Origin of the sequence: Herbaspirillum sp. NPDC101397 (assembly GCF_044767325.1) — a bacterium.
GTDB lineage: Bacteria > Pseudomonadota > Gammaproteobacteria > Burkholderiales > Burkholderiaceae_D > Herbaspirillum.
In genome coordinates, this window is the sequence record NZ_JBIWNS010000002.1 from 180962 (window position 1) to 195800 (window position 14839).

Sequence of the window (14839 nt, forward strand, 5' to 3'; positions counted from 1 at the left end):
TTGATGTGTGCAGCAAATACAACAGATAGTGCGCCAGAACTCAGGCGGGAATGATAGCAGATTCCATGCCATCAACTGCCTTGCGTTCATGCTTATGACATATTCTAGGGAGTTATTGACGGGTGGGCGTTTCCGAGCAGTGCATGCCAATTCCAATAATGAGCAATTATGGTGCAAATGAATATTTATGCACCAATAAAATGCGATTTATGTGAAATGCTTAATTTTGGTGCAAATACTCCGCGCTGCTGGCGTTGAAATAATAATTTAGGTATCTTTTCAGCAATTCTCAAAGGACTCTGATGACGACTTCCAACGAAATTCTTTCCACCGCCGCCCAACGCGCTCAGTCCGGCCAATTTCCGTATGCCGGTGCGGTAACGCCGCAAGAGGCGTTTGCCCTGCTGCAGGGCGACCCGGCCGTGAAACTGGTCGACGTCCGCACCAAGGCGGAACGCGACTGGGTCGGCCAGGTCGTCATTCCCGCCGAACAGCATCTCGCGGTGCAATGGAATCTCTACCCGGAAAGCGTGCCCAATCCGCAGTTCCTGGAACAACTGGGCGCTGCCGCCGGCAAAGAGACTACCTTGCTGTTCCTGTGCCGCTCGGGCGTGCGTTCCCGCCATGCCGCCAAACTGGCGACCGAAAGCGGCTATGTGCGCTGTTATGACATCCTGGAAGGCTTCGAGGGCAACAAGGACAGCGCTGGGCATCGCAAGACCATTGAGGGATGGTGCAAGGCCGGCCTGCCGTGGGTCGGGGCTTGAGTTGACTTGAATCGGGCGACGCCGCTCTGGCGTTCCTTCATCGCAAAAGCCAAACGGCCCGCATCAGCGGGCCGTTTGGCTTTTTGCAAACTTGAATCAGATGGATTGCAATTGCCGTTCGAGCACACTGACTTCAGCGCTCAGATCAGACGGCGGCTGCGCGCGATGCACGGCAATTGCTTCGATACGCTCCAGTGTCCTGACAATCTCGCCTGCCGCCATCGTCAAGGCAGCACCTTTCATCCGGTGCGCCAGCCTTCCGACCGAAGTAATGTCAGCCTCATCCATGGCCGCCCGCAACGCAGCGAAGTCCTCGAGGGAGGTTGTGCGGAACAACGCGGTCAGATCCACGCTGCGCATGTCGTCGATATGCATCGGCGCCGCGTCTGTCACGTCGACATCGCACCACAGCGAGAGCATTTTTTTCAGTTCGTCGACCGGCAGGGGCTTGCCGAGTACACCGTCCATGCCGCTGTCGAGGCAAAGCTGCATATGCCCTGTATCCGTTTCTGCGGAAATGGCGATGATGGGCGTATGCACACGCTCTTCTTCCCGCTCACGCCGACGGAAGATCTTCGCCACGTCGTAGCCGCTCATGTCGGGCATCTGGCAGTCCAGCAGCACCAGATCGAACTCGCCCTCCTGCAATGCCGCAAGACCCGCGGTACCGTCTTGCGCCATCGCGACTTTGCAGCCCAGTTTCTTCAGTTGCTTCTCGATGACGACGCGGCTGGTCGCAGAATCGTCGACGACAAGAATCTGCAGCGAAGGAGCCGGGGCAATCGTGTTCATGGTGCGTCCTATATGTCTTGGAGTTGATGCTGAATCTTGAACAGTTCATTGTCGTTGCGCACTCCCAGCTTGCGGAAGGCCGCCTGCTTCTGTCCGCTGATGGTCTTGACGCTGCGCGCGAATTTTTCCGCAATCTGCGTGACGCTCATCCCTTCAAGGCAGCAGCGCAACACTTCTCGCTCGCGCGGCGACAACTCGACGTTGTCGGTGAGCGAATCGCCGTTTGCAGATTCTTCGTCCGAACCGTTGCTGGACAACATGGAGGATATCTCCGCCGCCATCAACGGATTCAGATGCACGCGCCCCACCGCCACGGAACGCACGGCAGCAATCAGCTCGGACAATTCCTGCTCCTTGCCCACGAAGCCGCGCGCACCGGCGCGCATCGCCAACGCGACCGTAGCAGGATTGTAGTGCGAGGAAGAGACAAGAATTTTACTTTCCGGGAAACGCACCTTGAGGGCCCGGATCAGGTTGAGGCCGTCGATGTCGTTGGCCCCGAGGGAATAGTCGATCAGCAGGATATCGGCCGGCGAGGCGCGCAAGGAGGACATCATGTCCTTGCTGGCGGCATAGGCGCCGACCACCTGGAAATCGGATTCTTCCGTCAATCGCGCCGCGAGACCATGCCGGACCACGGCATGATCGTCGAGCAATGCAATACGAATTGCCTTTGTCGCAGTCCAGGTCATCATGGCGTCCTTTCGCAGACGGTCATTCACGCAGAAAACCGCTAGACATCGAAATCGATGCTCGCTTCGCCTGGATGCGATGGTGAAAGGTGCGATTGCCGACCAGTCGAATTATGGTCGAGTGTATCAAAAATAGTAAAAATACAATAGAAAACTCAGGCATTGATGAGGCCATTATTGAACAGTTGATTGGCTCCGACCTTGTTAAGGAACTCTTCCTGGCGCATCGGGGCGGCAATATAACCCTGCCCGCGCCCACATCCCATGGCGGCCAGGACCTCCATTTGGCGGGCGTTCTCGATCCCTTCCGCCGTCACGGTAAGTTGCAGGCGCTTGGCAATGCCGATGATTGATTCGACGATGACACGGCATTGCGCCTGACGCAGAAACTGGCGCACGAAGTGGCGGTCGATGCGGATTTCGGTGAAAGGCATTTGCGACAGCAGCTTCATGGTTGAAATTCCTGAACCGAAGTCGTCGATCGACAAGCCGAATCCGCGCACGCGCAAGCGGTTGAGCGACGCTGCCAGCCTCAGCGCATGTTGCGACGGCTCTTCTTCTGAAATGCCCACGGTAACAAGGTGCGAGCCGATGCCGTAACGCTGCGAACGCTCGTAAAGGTAATCGGCGATCTCGGGCGTCTCCAGAGTCGAAGCGGAGGCCTTGATGCAAATCGGGATGCTGCAGCCTATCTGCTCCAGCTTCTGTTGCGTTTTCAGCACATGATTGACGGTGCGGTAGAACAACATGAGGCCAAGCCCCTGCCGTTCGATCAGCGTCATGAACTGTTCCGGAACGAGATAACTGAATTTGGGATGACTCCAGCGCACCATGGCGTCAGCGCCGACGATGGTTTTGGTTTCCAGCGAAACCTGCGGCTGGTACCACACCTCGAATTCGCTGGTGTCGCAGATGGCCCGCAGGATGTCGTCGTCGCCGATGGCGCCGTCCGCCGGGGGTGTTTTTCCGCTCTTTCCCGGCAATGGCCTGGTCGCGTTCATCAGCGTCAGCGAGGTTGCCAGGATGGTTTGCAACGCGGGCAAACTGAGCGGCTTGGCGATCGCCTCGACGAAGGGAAAGCCGGCCGAATACGCCAATTGCAGATGCGACTCGCGTACGTCTTCGGGATGCGCGCTCATCCACACCAGCATCGGTAATTCCTTGCCTGCGGATTGCGCTGACCGGTCTTGCGCCAGCACGAACTGCGAGCCGTCCATGTTGGGCATGCCGATATCGCAAAAAATCAGATCGATGCGGCGTTCAGCCAGTCGCTCCATTGCTTCCATGCCGTCGGCGGCATCAACCACGTCGACGCACCCAAGCTCGCGCAATTTTTCGATTGCAAATATTTTTTGCAATGGCTCGTCTTCTACGACAAGAACAGAGAGATTCGCGACAGTTTTCATCTTTACCCCAAGCGAGATGTGCACCGCAGCTGCGGCATAGACTTGATTGACCAGATGCAATTCTGATCATCTTGCCGACATCCGTATATGAGAATGATCTCAATTCGGCCCAGCTTATTTGCTAGCAAACGCTCAAAAAAAGACGAGTTCGCCACAGCCGTGATGTTTTTTCATCCGTTTCCGATATTTTCATTGGATGAACATCTCGCCAACGTTATCCTTGCCTGATCAAATCAAATAGCCAGCGACATGGGGAAAGCATGAAAAAGGCCGTATCGCAGATGCTGTTGCATGGCATCGCACTCCCTCTGCTTGTCGTCGCGTCCACCACCGGCGCAACGGAATTGCGCGTGACGGGCAAGATCGTTCCCAACGCCTGCCTGCCGGTTTTTTCAGATGCCGGCGTGGTGAATTACGGACCGGTTTCGTCAGAGCGCGGTGCGGCAAAAATCCTCAATAAAAAAATCTTTTCGCTTTCCGTTTCCTGCGCACTCCCTTCACGTCTTGCGATCCGTTTGATCGACAATCGCGAGAGCGCTCCCATACCGCAAATGCAGACAGTCGCGATACGGAATCGCAGCAAAAAACATCTGTTCGGATTGGGCGCCGAGAGCGGACAAAACGCCGGCGCATACATCGTCTCGTTCGAGCCTGCGCATCCGACCGCGACGTCTCCGGCCATGCTGGAATCCGCCACCGGCATCAACGCCACGCAGTGGATGCTGAGCAGCGACAACACCATCCGCAAGAACGTGCTTTACGCTTGGGATGCCGAACACAAAATCCATCCCGGCGGCACCCTGAATTTCGAGGCGAAACTGAGTGTCCAGGCCTTCATCGACAACGCCGACAATACCTCGGTGAAAGAAGATGCGCCATTGAACGGCTCGGCCACCTTCGAACTGTTGTATCTGTAGATGCCGATCACCCGAGAAAATGAAGGAAGCGCACCCGTGAAGAACATCGCGTCCACTCCAATCATGACGCTGGGAATTTTTTGCATTGCAGCGGCAACGATCACTGTCACGCATGCCGCCAACATGGTGGAAATGCAGGTCGTGAGCGTCATCACCCCTGCAGCGTGCACGCCGATGTTGTCGGGCGGAGGCGTCGCCGACTACGGCACCATCCCGGCGCAGTCATTGAAACCCGGCGCCGTGACGCCCCTGCCCGCCAAGTCGCTGTCGTTCAGCATCAACTGCGACGCCGCCGCTAAAGTCAGCATCAGGGCCATCGACAACCGCACCAGCTCGGTCATTGTCGGTATCCTTGCGGCCGGTTCCGGTGACGGCAATCTCAACGACAGTTTCAACTTCGGTCTCGGCACCGCCTCCGGCAAAAGCATCGGCGGCTATGCGATCGTGTTTCAGCCCGGATCCTATACGGGCGATTACCAGCAGGCCCAATTGTTGTATTCGACCGACAGTGGTACGACATGGCAACCCTCGACCAACGGCTATATCGCCAAGAACCGCAGTTTCAGTTGGGGAGCGCCGGGCAGCAGCTACGTGTCTTCCCTGCGCACGATCTCCGGCACCGTCGTCGTGCAGCCGTATATCAACAAGCCTGAAAACCTTTCCCTGTCGCAAGAGATCTTGCTCGACGGTTCGGCGACGCTGGAACTTTCTTATCTTTAAGAGTCGCCGCGACACTGTTTATCGGTCCTGTTCGGCGTTTCAAACCATCCTGCATTTTGAGAATATTCTCAAATACTATTGAATCAATTTTTCCTAAAATCGGAGCTGTTCAACACCTACATATCTACAACGACCGGGGGTAAATGAAATGTGCGCCATTGTAAAGAAATTGATTTTTCTTGTTGTTGCCGGCTTTCTTTCCAACGCTTTCTTCCTGAGCATGGCTCACGCCAGCGGTATGCTCCCCGAGACCTCTGTTGTGATCATCAATGAAGCCGACGGCGAAGCCAGCATGAACGTCAAGAACACCGACGCCAATGCCACCTTGTTGTACACCTCGATTCAAAACCTGCCCGAAGACAAGGAAAACCTGCTGGTCGTCACGCCGCCCGTGGCGCGCGTCGAACCGGACGAAACCCAGCTGGTGCGCTTCATCCTGCAAAGCAAGGAGCCGCTCAAGACGCAACGGTTCAAGCGCGTCATCTTCGAAGGCATTCCGCAACAATCCAAGGACGGCGGCGTCAAGGTGACGATGAACGTGCGTCAGAACCTGCCGGTCATCATTCATCCCAAAGGCCTGGCCCCCAACCGCGAACCATGGAAGCTGCTGACCTGGTCCGTGCGCAATGGCAACCTCGTCGCAATGAACGACAGCGCCTATGTCGTGCGGCTGGCGCAAACCGTGACGCTGCTGCCGGGCAAGGCCGAGCTCGATCTCGGCAAGACCTATTTCCTGCCGGGCGAAACCATCAGCGTTCCCATGCCGGCGGCCGCTGCGGCATCGACAACGGTGCGCCTGGCGCCTGCAACCGTATATGGCTTCTCGGTGGACAGTTACGACGCTGCACTGACCAAGTAAGTCCCGCTTTTTCCTCCCCCGCAATGAGGGAAAATGAATAATAAAATCCGCGGAAAAAATGGCGCTTTCCTCGGCCCGCCCGGCGCTCGCCTGAAGCAATGCCTCATCGCCTTGTCCGGCCTGGCCGGCGGCGTTGCGGCTTTGCCGTCGCATGCAGCCGACGCCAGTGGATTCGATCTGAACATGCTCAAAGAGCGTGGCATCGATCCTCAGCTGGCGGATTATTTTCGCGAGGCTGCACGCTTCCGTCCGGGCGTGCAGGTCGTGACGCTGTTCGTCAACGGCAGCAAGCGCGGGCGCGTCGATGCGCGTTTCAATGCCAAAGGCGATTTATGCTTTGAAGTCGGACTGCTCGATAAAGGCGGATTGATCGTGCCGCCACAGTTGAAGAAAACCGAAAAGTCCGCGCCGACGCCAGGAACAACTGCGGCACCGAGTGCGGCGGCCGCGGCGCCGGCCTGCTTCGATTACAAGGAAGCCTTCCCGCAAACCCAGGTCGAACTGCGTCCCGGCAAGGAAGAGGTCGCGCTGGTGGTGCCCACCGACGCTCTGCGTCCCACCGAGGACGACTTCGCCGGCTACAGCAGCGGCGGCACCGCGGCCATGCTGAACTACGAAATACTCGGCGTGAACAGCAAATTCGCCGGCGGAGGCAGCCGCTTCATGTCCGGCAACGCGGAACTGGGATTCAACTTCCGGGACTGGATCGTGCGCAGCCGCGAGATCTACACCGCGCAGGACGGCAAATCGCAGCGCCAGCATGTCTACGCCTATGCCCAGCACACGCTGATGGACTACAAGTCGATCCTGCAGACCGGCCAGATCAACATCGCCAACTCGGCAGTGTCGGGCGGCTCCATCACCGGCGCACAAATCATTCCGGAAGGCGCGCTGATGAGCCTCACCCGTAATAACGTCATGGTCGAAGGCATCGCGCAATGGCAGGCGCGCATTGAAGTCCGCCAGGCCGGTGCGCTGATTTACACCACCGTTGTTCCGGCCGGGCCATTCGCCTTGTCCGACCTGCCGCTGCTCAACTCCGGCAGCGACCTGGAAGTTACCGTGGTGGAAGCCACCGGCGCGCAACGCCGCTTCATCGTCCCAGCCGCTTCGCTGCACAGCGGCTCGCTGGGCAGCCAGCGCGGCTATTCATTTGCCGTCGGGCGTCAGCGCAGTTTCGGCGGCAGCACCGCGCGCCAACCGTGGATCATTACCGGTTCCGGCGGCTGGAAAATCGGCAAGGACAGCAATGCCAACGCCGGCCTCATGGCGGCTACTTCGTATCAGGCCGGCGCCTGGGGCATGGACACGCGCGTATTCAACAGCACCAGCGTAAGCCTGCAGCAACGTCTGTCCAATGCAACCGGCGAAGGCGTGCGCGGCACCCAGCTCAGCCTGTCCAGCAGCAGCCTGCTGTCGACCACGCTCTCTGGCAGCTTTTCAGCAACCCAGCAAACTCTGGGTTATCGCGATCTGGCCGACACCATCGTCGATACGCCCGCCAACGCCGGCGACCTGCAGCACAATCGCTATCGCGGACAGTACACCGCGTCGCTGAGCTGGAGCAATGCGACACTGGGTTCGTTCAACGTTGCCTACTCGCGCTCCTCACTGTTCAGCGGCGTCGCCACCCAGCGCGTAACTGCGGCATGGGGCCAGACTTTTGCTTTCGGCACGGTGTCGTTCAACGTCGAACACAATCTCGGCAGCAGCGGCAACACCGACGCCAACAGCAGCAATACGGTTCCGATCAACACCTTTTACCTGACCCTGAGCATCCCGCTCGGACAGCGCAACGTGCGCACCTATGTCAACAACAGCAGCGGCTACAAGCGTTACGGCGCCTCCTATAACGAGACCATCAACGAATACGCCAACTACACCGTCTCGGCGGAGCGCAACACCCAGAACCAGGAAACCGATCTCTCGACGCAGGCGTCGATACTGCCGCGCTATACCCAGGTCAACCTCGGCTACTCGCGTGCTGGATCTGGGGCCACTTCCATGAACGGCGGTCTGCGCGGCGGCATGGTGCTGCATCAGAATGGTCTGACGCTGTCGCCCTATCCGATCCAGGACACCTTCGGCATCCTGTCGGTGGGCGACGAATCCGGCATCCGCGTCAGCACGCCCTACGGACCGGTGTGGACCGATCCATGGGGACAGGCGGTGATCTCGCAAATGGCGCCGTATGCCAGCAGCCGGCTGGAGATCGCCACCAAGAGCCTGCCGCGCAATGTCGACATCAAGAACGGCTACAAGCTCGTCGAGCCGGGACGCGGCTCGGTCAACTTCGTCACGTTCGACACCATCAAGGTGCGGCGCATTCTGCTCAACACCAAGGGGGCTGACGGCAACCCTCTGCCCAAGGGCGCTTTCGTGCTGGACGCCGAGGGCCAGTTCGTGACGACGGTGGTTGATGACGGCCAGATTTTCCTGATCAACGGCGTGCCCAACTCCAAACTCGAAGTCTCTCTTCCGGACGGCAGGCAATGTTCACTGCAATTCGAACTGCCCGCCAAAGCGGATCCCAACATGTTCTTTGAAACTGCAGAGGCGCGCTGCGGCCCTACTCTGCAAGTGCAGATACAGAAAGCGTCCCATGCTCAATCGTAAATTCTTTGTACGCAGCGCCATGATCCGGCATGCCTTGGTTGCCGCGGTGGTCGCATTGATCTCGTTGCCGACGCACGCCGCGCCCAACGACAATTGCCAGATGCAGATCAGCAATACCGTGATCGACTACGGTCAGGTCACGCGCGCGGAGCTGCTCGGCCGCCAGGTGACGCCCACCACGTTTGCGTTGGGCAAGCAAACCATGACGCTGTCGGTGAATTGCCGTCAGCCGGCGCTGATGACGATTTACTTCCGCGGCGCCGCCGGCGATGGCAATGGCTACCGCTTTGGCAACGGCGGCAACTTCGTGCTGAATCTGTCGCTTGCGCAACTCGACGGCAAACGCGTCAAACTCGGCAATGTCAGGGTCACCGGCCAGCAGCCGGACAATATTGCCGAAACCATCCTGTTGACGCCTGGCGTAGGCATCGTGCCGGTACAGGACGAACGCACGCTCAAAGGCACCAGCTTCTCGGTGCAGGTGGAAATCAATACCAGCGTCACCGGCACGGCCAGCCGGGTTGCCGACCGCACCACCTGGCGCAGCAGCGGCAGTTTCGAACTCGTGGAAAACTGACGGAAAGCTGAGGGACTGCTGACGACATTTCAGCAGAAGCGGTTCTTTTACACTTTATTACAGCGACGTTCGGTGAGGATGCGATACTTTAAGCATTCTCTTTTCCATATACGGCGTCATGCAACTCTCCCGCAGACATGGTGTGATCGGCTTGCTGGCATGGAGCCTCGCCGGCGCTTGCGGCGGCGTGTCCGCGCAGACGCTGAATTCGCAGGAGCAGGCCCTGCACTTACTCAATCGGCTCGCCTATGGACCACGGCCGGGCGACGTTGCTGCAGTTGAAAAAATCGGCGTCAAACGCTACATCGACGAGCAGCTCAATCCGGAACGCATCCCGCTTCCCCAAGAACTGCAAAGCCGCCTCGACAGCCTGACGACATACCAGTTGAACACCTCGCAACTCTACGTCGCCTACGGCCCGCCCTCCTTCCCGCCCAACACCGCCAGCGCCGACGAGAAGAATGCCGCACGCCAGCGCGCCGCAAAAGAAATCACCCCGCAGAGCCACGCCGCGCGATTGTGGCTGGCCACCGAAAGTCCGCGCCAGCTGCAGGAAGTGATGACCGAATTCTGGTTCAATCATTTCAATGTCTTCGAAGGCAAGGAATGGGTGCGCTACTGGAGCGCCGACTATGAAAAGAACGCCATCCGTCCCAACGCGCTCGGCAATTTCCGCCAGTTGCTGGGGGCGGTCGCACATCATCCGGCGATGCTCTATTACCTCGATAACTGGCTCAGCAGCGGCGCCAACACACCGCAAGCCAAAGGACGCTTCAAGGGACTCAACGAGAACTACGCGCGCGAGCTGATGGAGCTGCACACGCTCGGCGTCGACGGCGGCTATACGCAAGCCGATGTCATTTCACTGGCGCGCATCCTGAGCGGGTGGACCATCGATGAGGTGAACATGAAGCAAGGATCGGACAGCGCCGGCTTCGTGTTCAATCAGCTGCGACATGACGGCGCAGCCAAGCAATTCCTCGGCCGCACGGTTGCGCCGGGCGGCCAGCAGGAAGGCGAACAGGCGCTCGACATGCTGGCGCGCAATCCGGCCACGGCACGCTTCATTTCGACCAAACTGGTGCAGTACTTCGTCTCCGACCAGGCCGATCCGGCGCTGGTCGGGAAGCTGGCGCAACGCTTCCTCGCCAGCGATGGCGACATCAAGGCCGTGCTGCGCGTCTTGTTCGATAGTCCGCAGTTCTGGTCGCGCCGGAACTACCAGAGCCAGTTCAAAACGCCGTATCAATACGTGGTATCCAGCCTGCGCGCCACCGCCACGCCGGTCATCAACGCCAAACCAGTCAGCGGCGTGCTCAGCCAGTTCGGCATGCCGCTATACGGCTGGCTGACGCCGGAAGGCTACAAGTTCTCCGAAGAAGCCTGGCTCAATCCCGACGCGCTGCTGCGTCGTATCAATTTCGCCAATGGCCTGAGCAACGGGAAGTCGCCGATTGCCCGCGCCGAGAATACGCAACCCGCGGCCAACACCGAAGCCGTCGATCCGGTGCGCCTGATCCAGACGCTGTCGCCGCTGCTGGACCAGAACGCCGTGACCACCATCGCCGCAGCGCCGCCCAACCTGCAAGTCGGCCTGATCCTGGGCGGGCCTGCCTTCATGAAACGCTAGGAGCCGCAATGAAACGTCGAGACTTCATTCGCTACATGGGCCTGGCGGGCAGCGGCGCCATCCTGGTGCCGGTCGGCTTGTCCGGCTGCGCCGTGGCGCCCGTCGGCAAGGCGACCGCCGCCAATGCCAACGGCAACGCGCCATTGTCCTACGGCTCCCCACGCCAGCGCGCGCATGCCGAGGGCGACGGCACGCCGCGCATGGTGGTGGTGTTCCTGCGCGGCGCAGTCGATGGCCTCAATGTCGTCGTTCCGCACGGCGACAAGGAGTATTACCAGGCGCGTCCCGGCATCGCCGTCGCGCGTCCCGGCCAGAATAACGGTGTCATCGACCTGACCGGCTACTTCGGCCTGCATCCTGCCTTGCGTCCGCTGATGCCGTATTGGGACAGCGGTCAGTTGGCCTTTGTCCACGCCTCCGGCTCCCCCGACGGTTCGCGTTCGCATTTCGAAGCACAGGACTACATGGAAACCGGCACGCCCGGCCAGCACAACACCCGCGACGGCTGGATGAATCGCCTGCAAGGGCGCCTGCCGCCCTCCGAATCGCCGGTGCAGGCGCTCACGCTGGGTGAATCAATTCCGCGCATCCTGAGCGGCCGGCAAGTGGTGGCCAACATGCCCACCGGCCGCGACGCAGCGCGCCCCACCCTGATCGATCAACCGAAGATCAGCCAGGCCTACGGCGCCATGTATGCCGGCAACGATGCGCTCGACAAGGCCTATCGGGACGGCATCGCCGCACGCAAGGAATTGATGGCGGAGATGAGCAGCAATGAGCAGCGCATGGCCAACAACGGCGCGCCTCTGCCGAACGGCATGGCCATCGATGCGGCGCGGCTGGGTCGCCTGATGCGCGGCGATCCGAAGATCCGGCTGGGCTTTCTCGCCGTCGGCGGCTGGGATACCCATGCCAACCAGGGCAACGGCGCAGGGCAATTGGCCGGACGGCTGGCGCCGCTGGCGACCGGACTGGCGACGCTGGCGCAGGAGCTTGGTCCGGCATTCAACGATACGGTGATTGTGGTGATTTCGGAATTCGGTCGCACCTTCCGCGAAAACGGCAACGGCGGTACCGATCACGGTCATGGCAATGTGATGTGGCTGCTGGGCGGCAATGTGCGCGGGCGCACAATCTACGGGCAATGGCCGGGGCTGAACAAGACCGAGCTCAATGAAGGGCGCGACCTGGCGATCACCACTGATTTTCGCGCTGTGATGTCGACGCTGGCGGAGAAACACATGCGCATTCCGGACAGCGCCTTGCAGCAGATTTTCCCGCAATACACGACGGGCATGCAGCATGTATCGAATATCCTGGTGTAGAGAGCACGTATCGGACGGGCAACAAAAAAGGAGCGATTTCGCTCCTTTTTGTTTTCATGCTGTCGCCGAATTATTCCGCTTCCTCGATCCACGCAGCCTGAATCGCTTCGAGAATCTTCTCGCCGGAGCGATTGGCATCGTCGTCGAAACCGTCCAGCTCCATCACCCAACGATGCAGGTCGGTGAATCGAATGGTCTTCGGATCGATGTCCGGGAATTTATCGCTGAGTTCTTCCGCGATATGTTGAATGTCGGTCCATTTCATGGCTGCCTCGCAAACGTAGGTCGCACACTACCAGATAGAATCAATGATTCTCGCTGGCGTGGTTGATGGTGTACTTCGGAATTTCGACAACCAGATCGTCGTCGCCCAGCACCACCTGGCACGACAGGCGCGAATTCGCCTCCAGGCCCCAGGCCATGTCGAGCAAATCTTCTTCCTTGTCGGTCGGGTCATCCAACGTGTCGAAACCTTCGCGGATCACCACGTGGCAGGTGGTACAGGCGCAGGATTTTTCGCAGGCGTGTTCGATATCGACGTCGCTGTCGAGCATGGCGTCGCACAGGCTCTTGCCGGCCGGCGCGTCGATGACGGCGCCGTCAGGGCAAAACGTGGGGTGTGGAAGTATGACGATTTGTGGCACGGTATTTACCTTTAATGACTTTGTCTTTTACGAAACTTCATCCAATTTCTTGCCTGCCAGCGCGGCGTGGACGCTGCGATCCATGCGGCGGGCAGCGAATTCTTCAGTGCCCTGCGCCAGGGCTTCGACGGCCGCCTTGATCGCCAGGTGATCTTCGCCCTTGGCCTTCTCGCGCACGATCTCGATCAGCGCGGCGATGTCGACGCGCTCCTGTTCGTTGAGCAATGCGCTGTCGCTATCCAGCGCCGATTGCGTCGCCAGGATGATGCGTTCGGCCTCGACCTGCTCTTCACGCAGGGCGCGGCGCTTCATGTCTTCGTCGGCTGACTGGAAGGAATCCTGCAGCATGCGTGCAACGTCGTCATCTTCCAGGCCGTAGGAAGGCTTGACGGTGATTGCCGCCTCCACGCCCGACGTCATCTCGCGCGCCGACACCGACAGCAAACCATCTGCATCGACCTGATACGTCACCCGAATACGCGCAGCGCCTGCCGCCATCGGCGGGATGCCGCGCAGCTCGAAGCGCGCCAGAGAGCGGCAATCGGTGACCAGCTCGCGCTCGCCCTGCACCACATGCACCGCCAGCGCAGTCTGGCCGTCCTTGAAGGTCGTGAACTCCTGCGCGCGCGCGCACGGAATCGTGGAATTGCGTGGAATGACTTTCTCTGCCAGGCCTCCCATGGTCTCGATGCCCAGCGATAGCGGGATCACGTCGAGCAACAACCAGTCGTCGCCGGCGGCGCGGTTGCCGGCCAGCAGGTTGGCCTGGACGGCGGCGCCCAGCGCCACCACTTTGTCCGGATCGATGTTCGCCAATGGCGTGGTCTGGAAGAACTCGCCGACCGCCTTGCGCACGTGCGGCATGCGCGTGGCGCCGCCGACCAGCACGACACCATCGACGTCATCAACTGACAGCCCGGCATCGCGCAAAGCCTTGCGGCTCGGCGTGATGGTCTTGGTGACCAGGTGCTGGGTCAGCGCGACAAACTCTTCGGCCGTAATCGAGAGATGCACTTCTTCACCGGAATTGAGCACGGCGTCGATCTGCGTGTTAGCTTTGGACGACAGCAATTCCTTTACCTCGCGCGCCTTGACCAACAGGATGCGAGTGTCTTCGTCCGACAATGGAGCCAGTTGCGATTGTTCGCAGATCCAGCAGAACAGGCGCTGGTCGAAATCGTCGCCGCCCAGCGCGGAATCGCCGCCGGTCGACAGGACTTCAAACACGCCCTTGGTCAGTTTCAGGATCGAAATATCGAAGGTGCCGCCGCCGAGGTCATAGACGGCAAACGTGCCTTCCGAACCGTTGTCGAGGCCGTAGGCAATCGCTGCGGCAGTCGGCTCATTGAGCAGGCGCAACACATTCAGCCCGGCCAGTTGCGCGGCATCCTTGGTGGCCTGGCGCTGCGCATCGTCAAAGTAGGCCGGCACGGTGATCACGGCGCCGACCAGATCGTCGCCCAGTGCGTCTTCCGCGGTCTGGCGCAAGGTGGCCAGAATCTGTGCCGAAATCTCGACCGGGCTCTTCACGCCGGCCACCGTTTTCAGTTGCACCATGCCCGGCGCATCCTGGAAATCGTAGGGCAGGTTTTCAACGTAGGCGATGTCTTTCAGGCCGCGACCCATGAAGCGCTTGACCGACACGATGGTGTTCTTGGGATCGGTGGTCTGCGCGGCCTGTGCCTTGTAGCCGATGTTGGCATTGCCGTTGGGCAGGTAGCGCACCACCGACGGCAACAGACTGCGCCCTTCTTCGTCGCTGAGGACTTCAGGGATGCTGTTGCGCACGGTGGCGACCAGTGAATTGGTGGTGCCGAGATCAATGCCGACCGCCAGCCGATGCTGGTGCGGCGCGGTGGACATGCCCGGTTCGGAGATTTGGAGAAGAGCCATA

At 59.7% G+C, this 14839-nt stretch carries 14 protein-coding genes; 8 read left to right on the forward strand and 6 right to left on the reverse strand.

The window, feature by feature from the left end:
* Positions 1-302 precede the first annotated feature (302 nt).
* Positions 303-767, forward strand: a complete 465-nt coding sequence (locus tag ACIROW_RS05615) for a rhodanese-like domain-containing protein (protein WP_402272860.1) — start codon at positions 303-305, stop codon at positions 765-767.
* 96 nt (positions 768-863) lie between these two features.
* On the opposite strand, the gene ACIROW_RS05620 is transcribed toward ACIROW_RS05615, so the two are convergent.
* The 3 genes from ACIROW_RS05620 to ACIROW_RS05630 all read right to left on the reverse strand — a co-directional run bounded on the left by ACIROW_RS05620 (position 864) and on the right by ACIROW_RS05630 (position 3657).
* Entirely contained in the window at positions 864-1559 is a 696-nt protein-coding gene (locus ACIROW_RS05620) for a response regulator (RefSeq protein WP_402272862.1), read from the reverse strand.
* Positions 1560-1567: 8 nt separating this feature from the next.
* Positions 1568-2251: a response regulator gene (locus ACIROW_RS05625; RefSeq protein WP_402273825.1), complete on the reverse strand. Its 684-nt coding sequence runs from the start codon at positions 2249-2251 to the stop codon at positions 1568-1570.
* 155 nt (positions 2252-2406) lie between these two features.
* Positions 2407-3657, reverse strand: a complete 1251-nt coding sequence (locus ACIROW_RS05630) for an EAL domain-containing protein (protein WP_402272864.1) — start codon at positions 3655-3657, stop codon at positions 2407-2409.
* 260 nt (positions 3658-3917) lie between these two features.
* On the opposite strand from ACIROW_RS05630, the gene ACIROW_RS05635 reads away from it, so the two are divergent.
* From ACIROW_RS05635 to ACIROW_RS05665, 7 genes are all read left to right on the forward strand, one after another.
* Positions 3918-4574 (forward strand): DUF1120 domain-containing protein, encoded by a 657-nt coding sequence (locus ACIROW_RS05635; protein ID WP_402272866.1) that lies wholly within the window; start codon positions 3918-3920, stop codon positions 4572-4574.
* A 36-nt stretch (positions 4575-4610) separates the two neighbouring features.
* A complete protein-coding gene (locus tag ACIROW_RS05640) occupies positions 4611-5294 on the forward strand; it encodes a DUF1120 domain-containing protein (RefSeq protein WP_402272869.1) in 684 nt (227 codons plus the stop codon).
* A 148-nt stretch (positions 5295-5442) separates the two neighbouring features.
* Positions 5443-6153, forward strand: coding sequence for a fimbria/pilus chaperone family protein (locus ACIROW_RS05645; protein ID WP_402272872.1), 711 nt, complete (start codon positions 5443-5445; stop codon positions 6151-6153).
* A gap of 33 nt (positions 6154-6186) precedes the next feature.
* Positions 6187-8769 carry a fimbria/pilus outer membrane usher protein gene (locus tag ACIROW_RS05650; RefSeq protein WP_402272874.1) on the forward strand — a complete coding sequence of 861 codons (2583 nt, stop codon included), beginning with the start codon at positions 6187-6189 and terminating at the stop codon, positions 8767-8769.
* Positions 8756-9346, forward strand: coding sequence for a hypothetical protein (locus ACIROW_RS05655; protein ID WP_402272876.1), 591 nt, complete (start codon positions 8756-8758; stop codon positions 9344-9346). Before ACIROW_RS05650 ends, ACIROW_RS05655 begins: the two co-directional genes overlap by 14 nt.
* Positions 9347-9464: 118 nt before the next feature.
* Entirely contained in the window at positions 9465-10976 is a 1512-nt protein-coding gene (locus ACIROW_RS05660; RefSeq protein ID WP_402272879.1) for a DUF1800 domain-containing protein, read from the forward strand.
* An 8-nt stretch (positions 10977-10984) separates the two neighbouring features.
* Complete coding sequence (locus ACIROW_RS05665) at positions 10985-12301, forward strand: DUF1501 domain-containing protein (RefSeq protein WP_402272882.1); 1317 nt, start codon at positions 10985-10987, stop codon at positions 12299-12301.
* A 70-nt stretch (positions 12302-12371) separates the two neighbouring features.
* Here the strand turns inward: ACIROW_RS05665 and iscX are convergent, their stop codons facing one another.
* Genes iscX through hscA form a run of 3 tightly spaced genes read right to left on the reverse strand, consistent with a single transcriptional unit; the run spans position 12372 to position 14838 of the window.
* A complete protein-coding gene (gene iscX / locus ACIROW_RS05670; RefSeq protein ID WP_402272884.1) occupies positions 12372-12566 on the reverse strand; it encodes a Fe-S cluster assembly protein IscX in 195 nt (64 codons plus the stop codon).
* Positions 12567-12606: 40 nt separating this feature from the next.
* On the reverse strand, positions 12607-12945 hold the full coding sequence (gene fdx / locus ACIROW_RS05675; protein ID WP_053198809.1) for an ISC system 2Fe-2S type ferredoxin: 339 nt from the start codon (positions 12943-12945) through the stop codon (positions 12607-12609).
* Positions 12946-12972: 27 nt separating this feature from the next.
* On the reverse strand, positions 12973-14838 hold the full coding sequence (hscA, locus tag ACIROW_RS05680; RefSeq protein WP_402272886.1) for a Fe-S protein assembly chaperone HscA: 1866 nt from the start codon (positions 14836-14838) through the stop codon (positions 12973-12975).
* Position 14839: the final 1 nt, after the last annotated feature.

Coding starts and splice junctions, on each gene's coding strand:
- ACIROW_RS05615 (WP_402272860.1), top strand. CDS start 303: ATGACGACTTCCAACGAAATTCTTTCCACCGCCGCCCAACGCGCTCAG.
- ACIROW_RS05620 (WP_402272862.1), bottom strand. CDS start 1,559: ATGAACACGATTGCCCCGGCTCCTTCGCTGCAGATTCTTGTCGTCGAC.
- ACIROW_RS05625 (WP_402273825.1), bottom strand. CDS start 2,251: ATGACCTGGACTGCGACAAAGGCAATTCGTATTGCATTGCTCGACGAT.
- ACIROW_RS05630 (WP_402272864.1), bottom strand. CDS start 3,657: ATGAAAACTGTCGCGAATCTCTCTGTTCTTGTCGTAGAAGACGAGCCA.
- ACIROW_RS05635 (WP_402272866.1), top strand. CDS start 3,918: ATGAAAAAGGCCGTATCGCAGATGCTGTTGCATGGCATCGCACTCCCT.
- ACIROW_RS05645 (WP_402272872.1), top strand. CDS start 5,443: ATGTGCGCCATTGTAAAGAAATTGATTTTTCTTGTTGTTGCCGGCTTT.
- ACIROW_RS05650 (WP_402272874.1), top strand. CDS start 6,187: ATGAATAATAAAATCCGCGGAAAAAATGGCGCTTTCCTCGGCCCGCCC.
- ACIROW_RS05655 (WP_402272876.1), top strand. CDS start 8,756: ATGCTCAATCGTAAATTCTTTGTACGCAGCGCCATGATCCGGCATGCC.
- ACIROW_RS05660 (WP_402272879.1), top strand. CDS start 9,465: ATGCAACTCTCCCGCAGACATGGTGTGATCGGCTTGCTGGCATGGAGC.
- ACIROW_RS05665 (WP_402272882.1), top strand. CDS start 10,985: ATGAAACGTCGAGACTTCATTCGCTACATGGGCCTGGCGGGCAGCGGC.
- iscX (WP_402272884.1), bottom strand. CDS start 12,566: ATGAAATGGACCGACATTCAACATATCGCGGAAGAACTCAGCGATAAA.
- hscA (WP_402272886.1), bottom strand. CDS start 14,838: ATGGCTCTTCTCCAAATCTCCGAACCGGGCATGTCCACCGCGCCGCAC.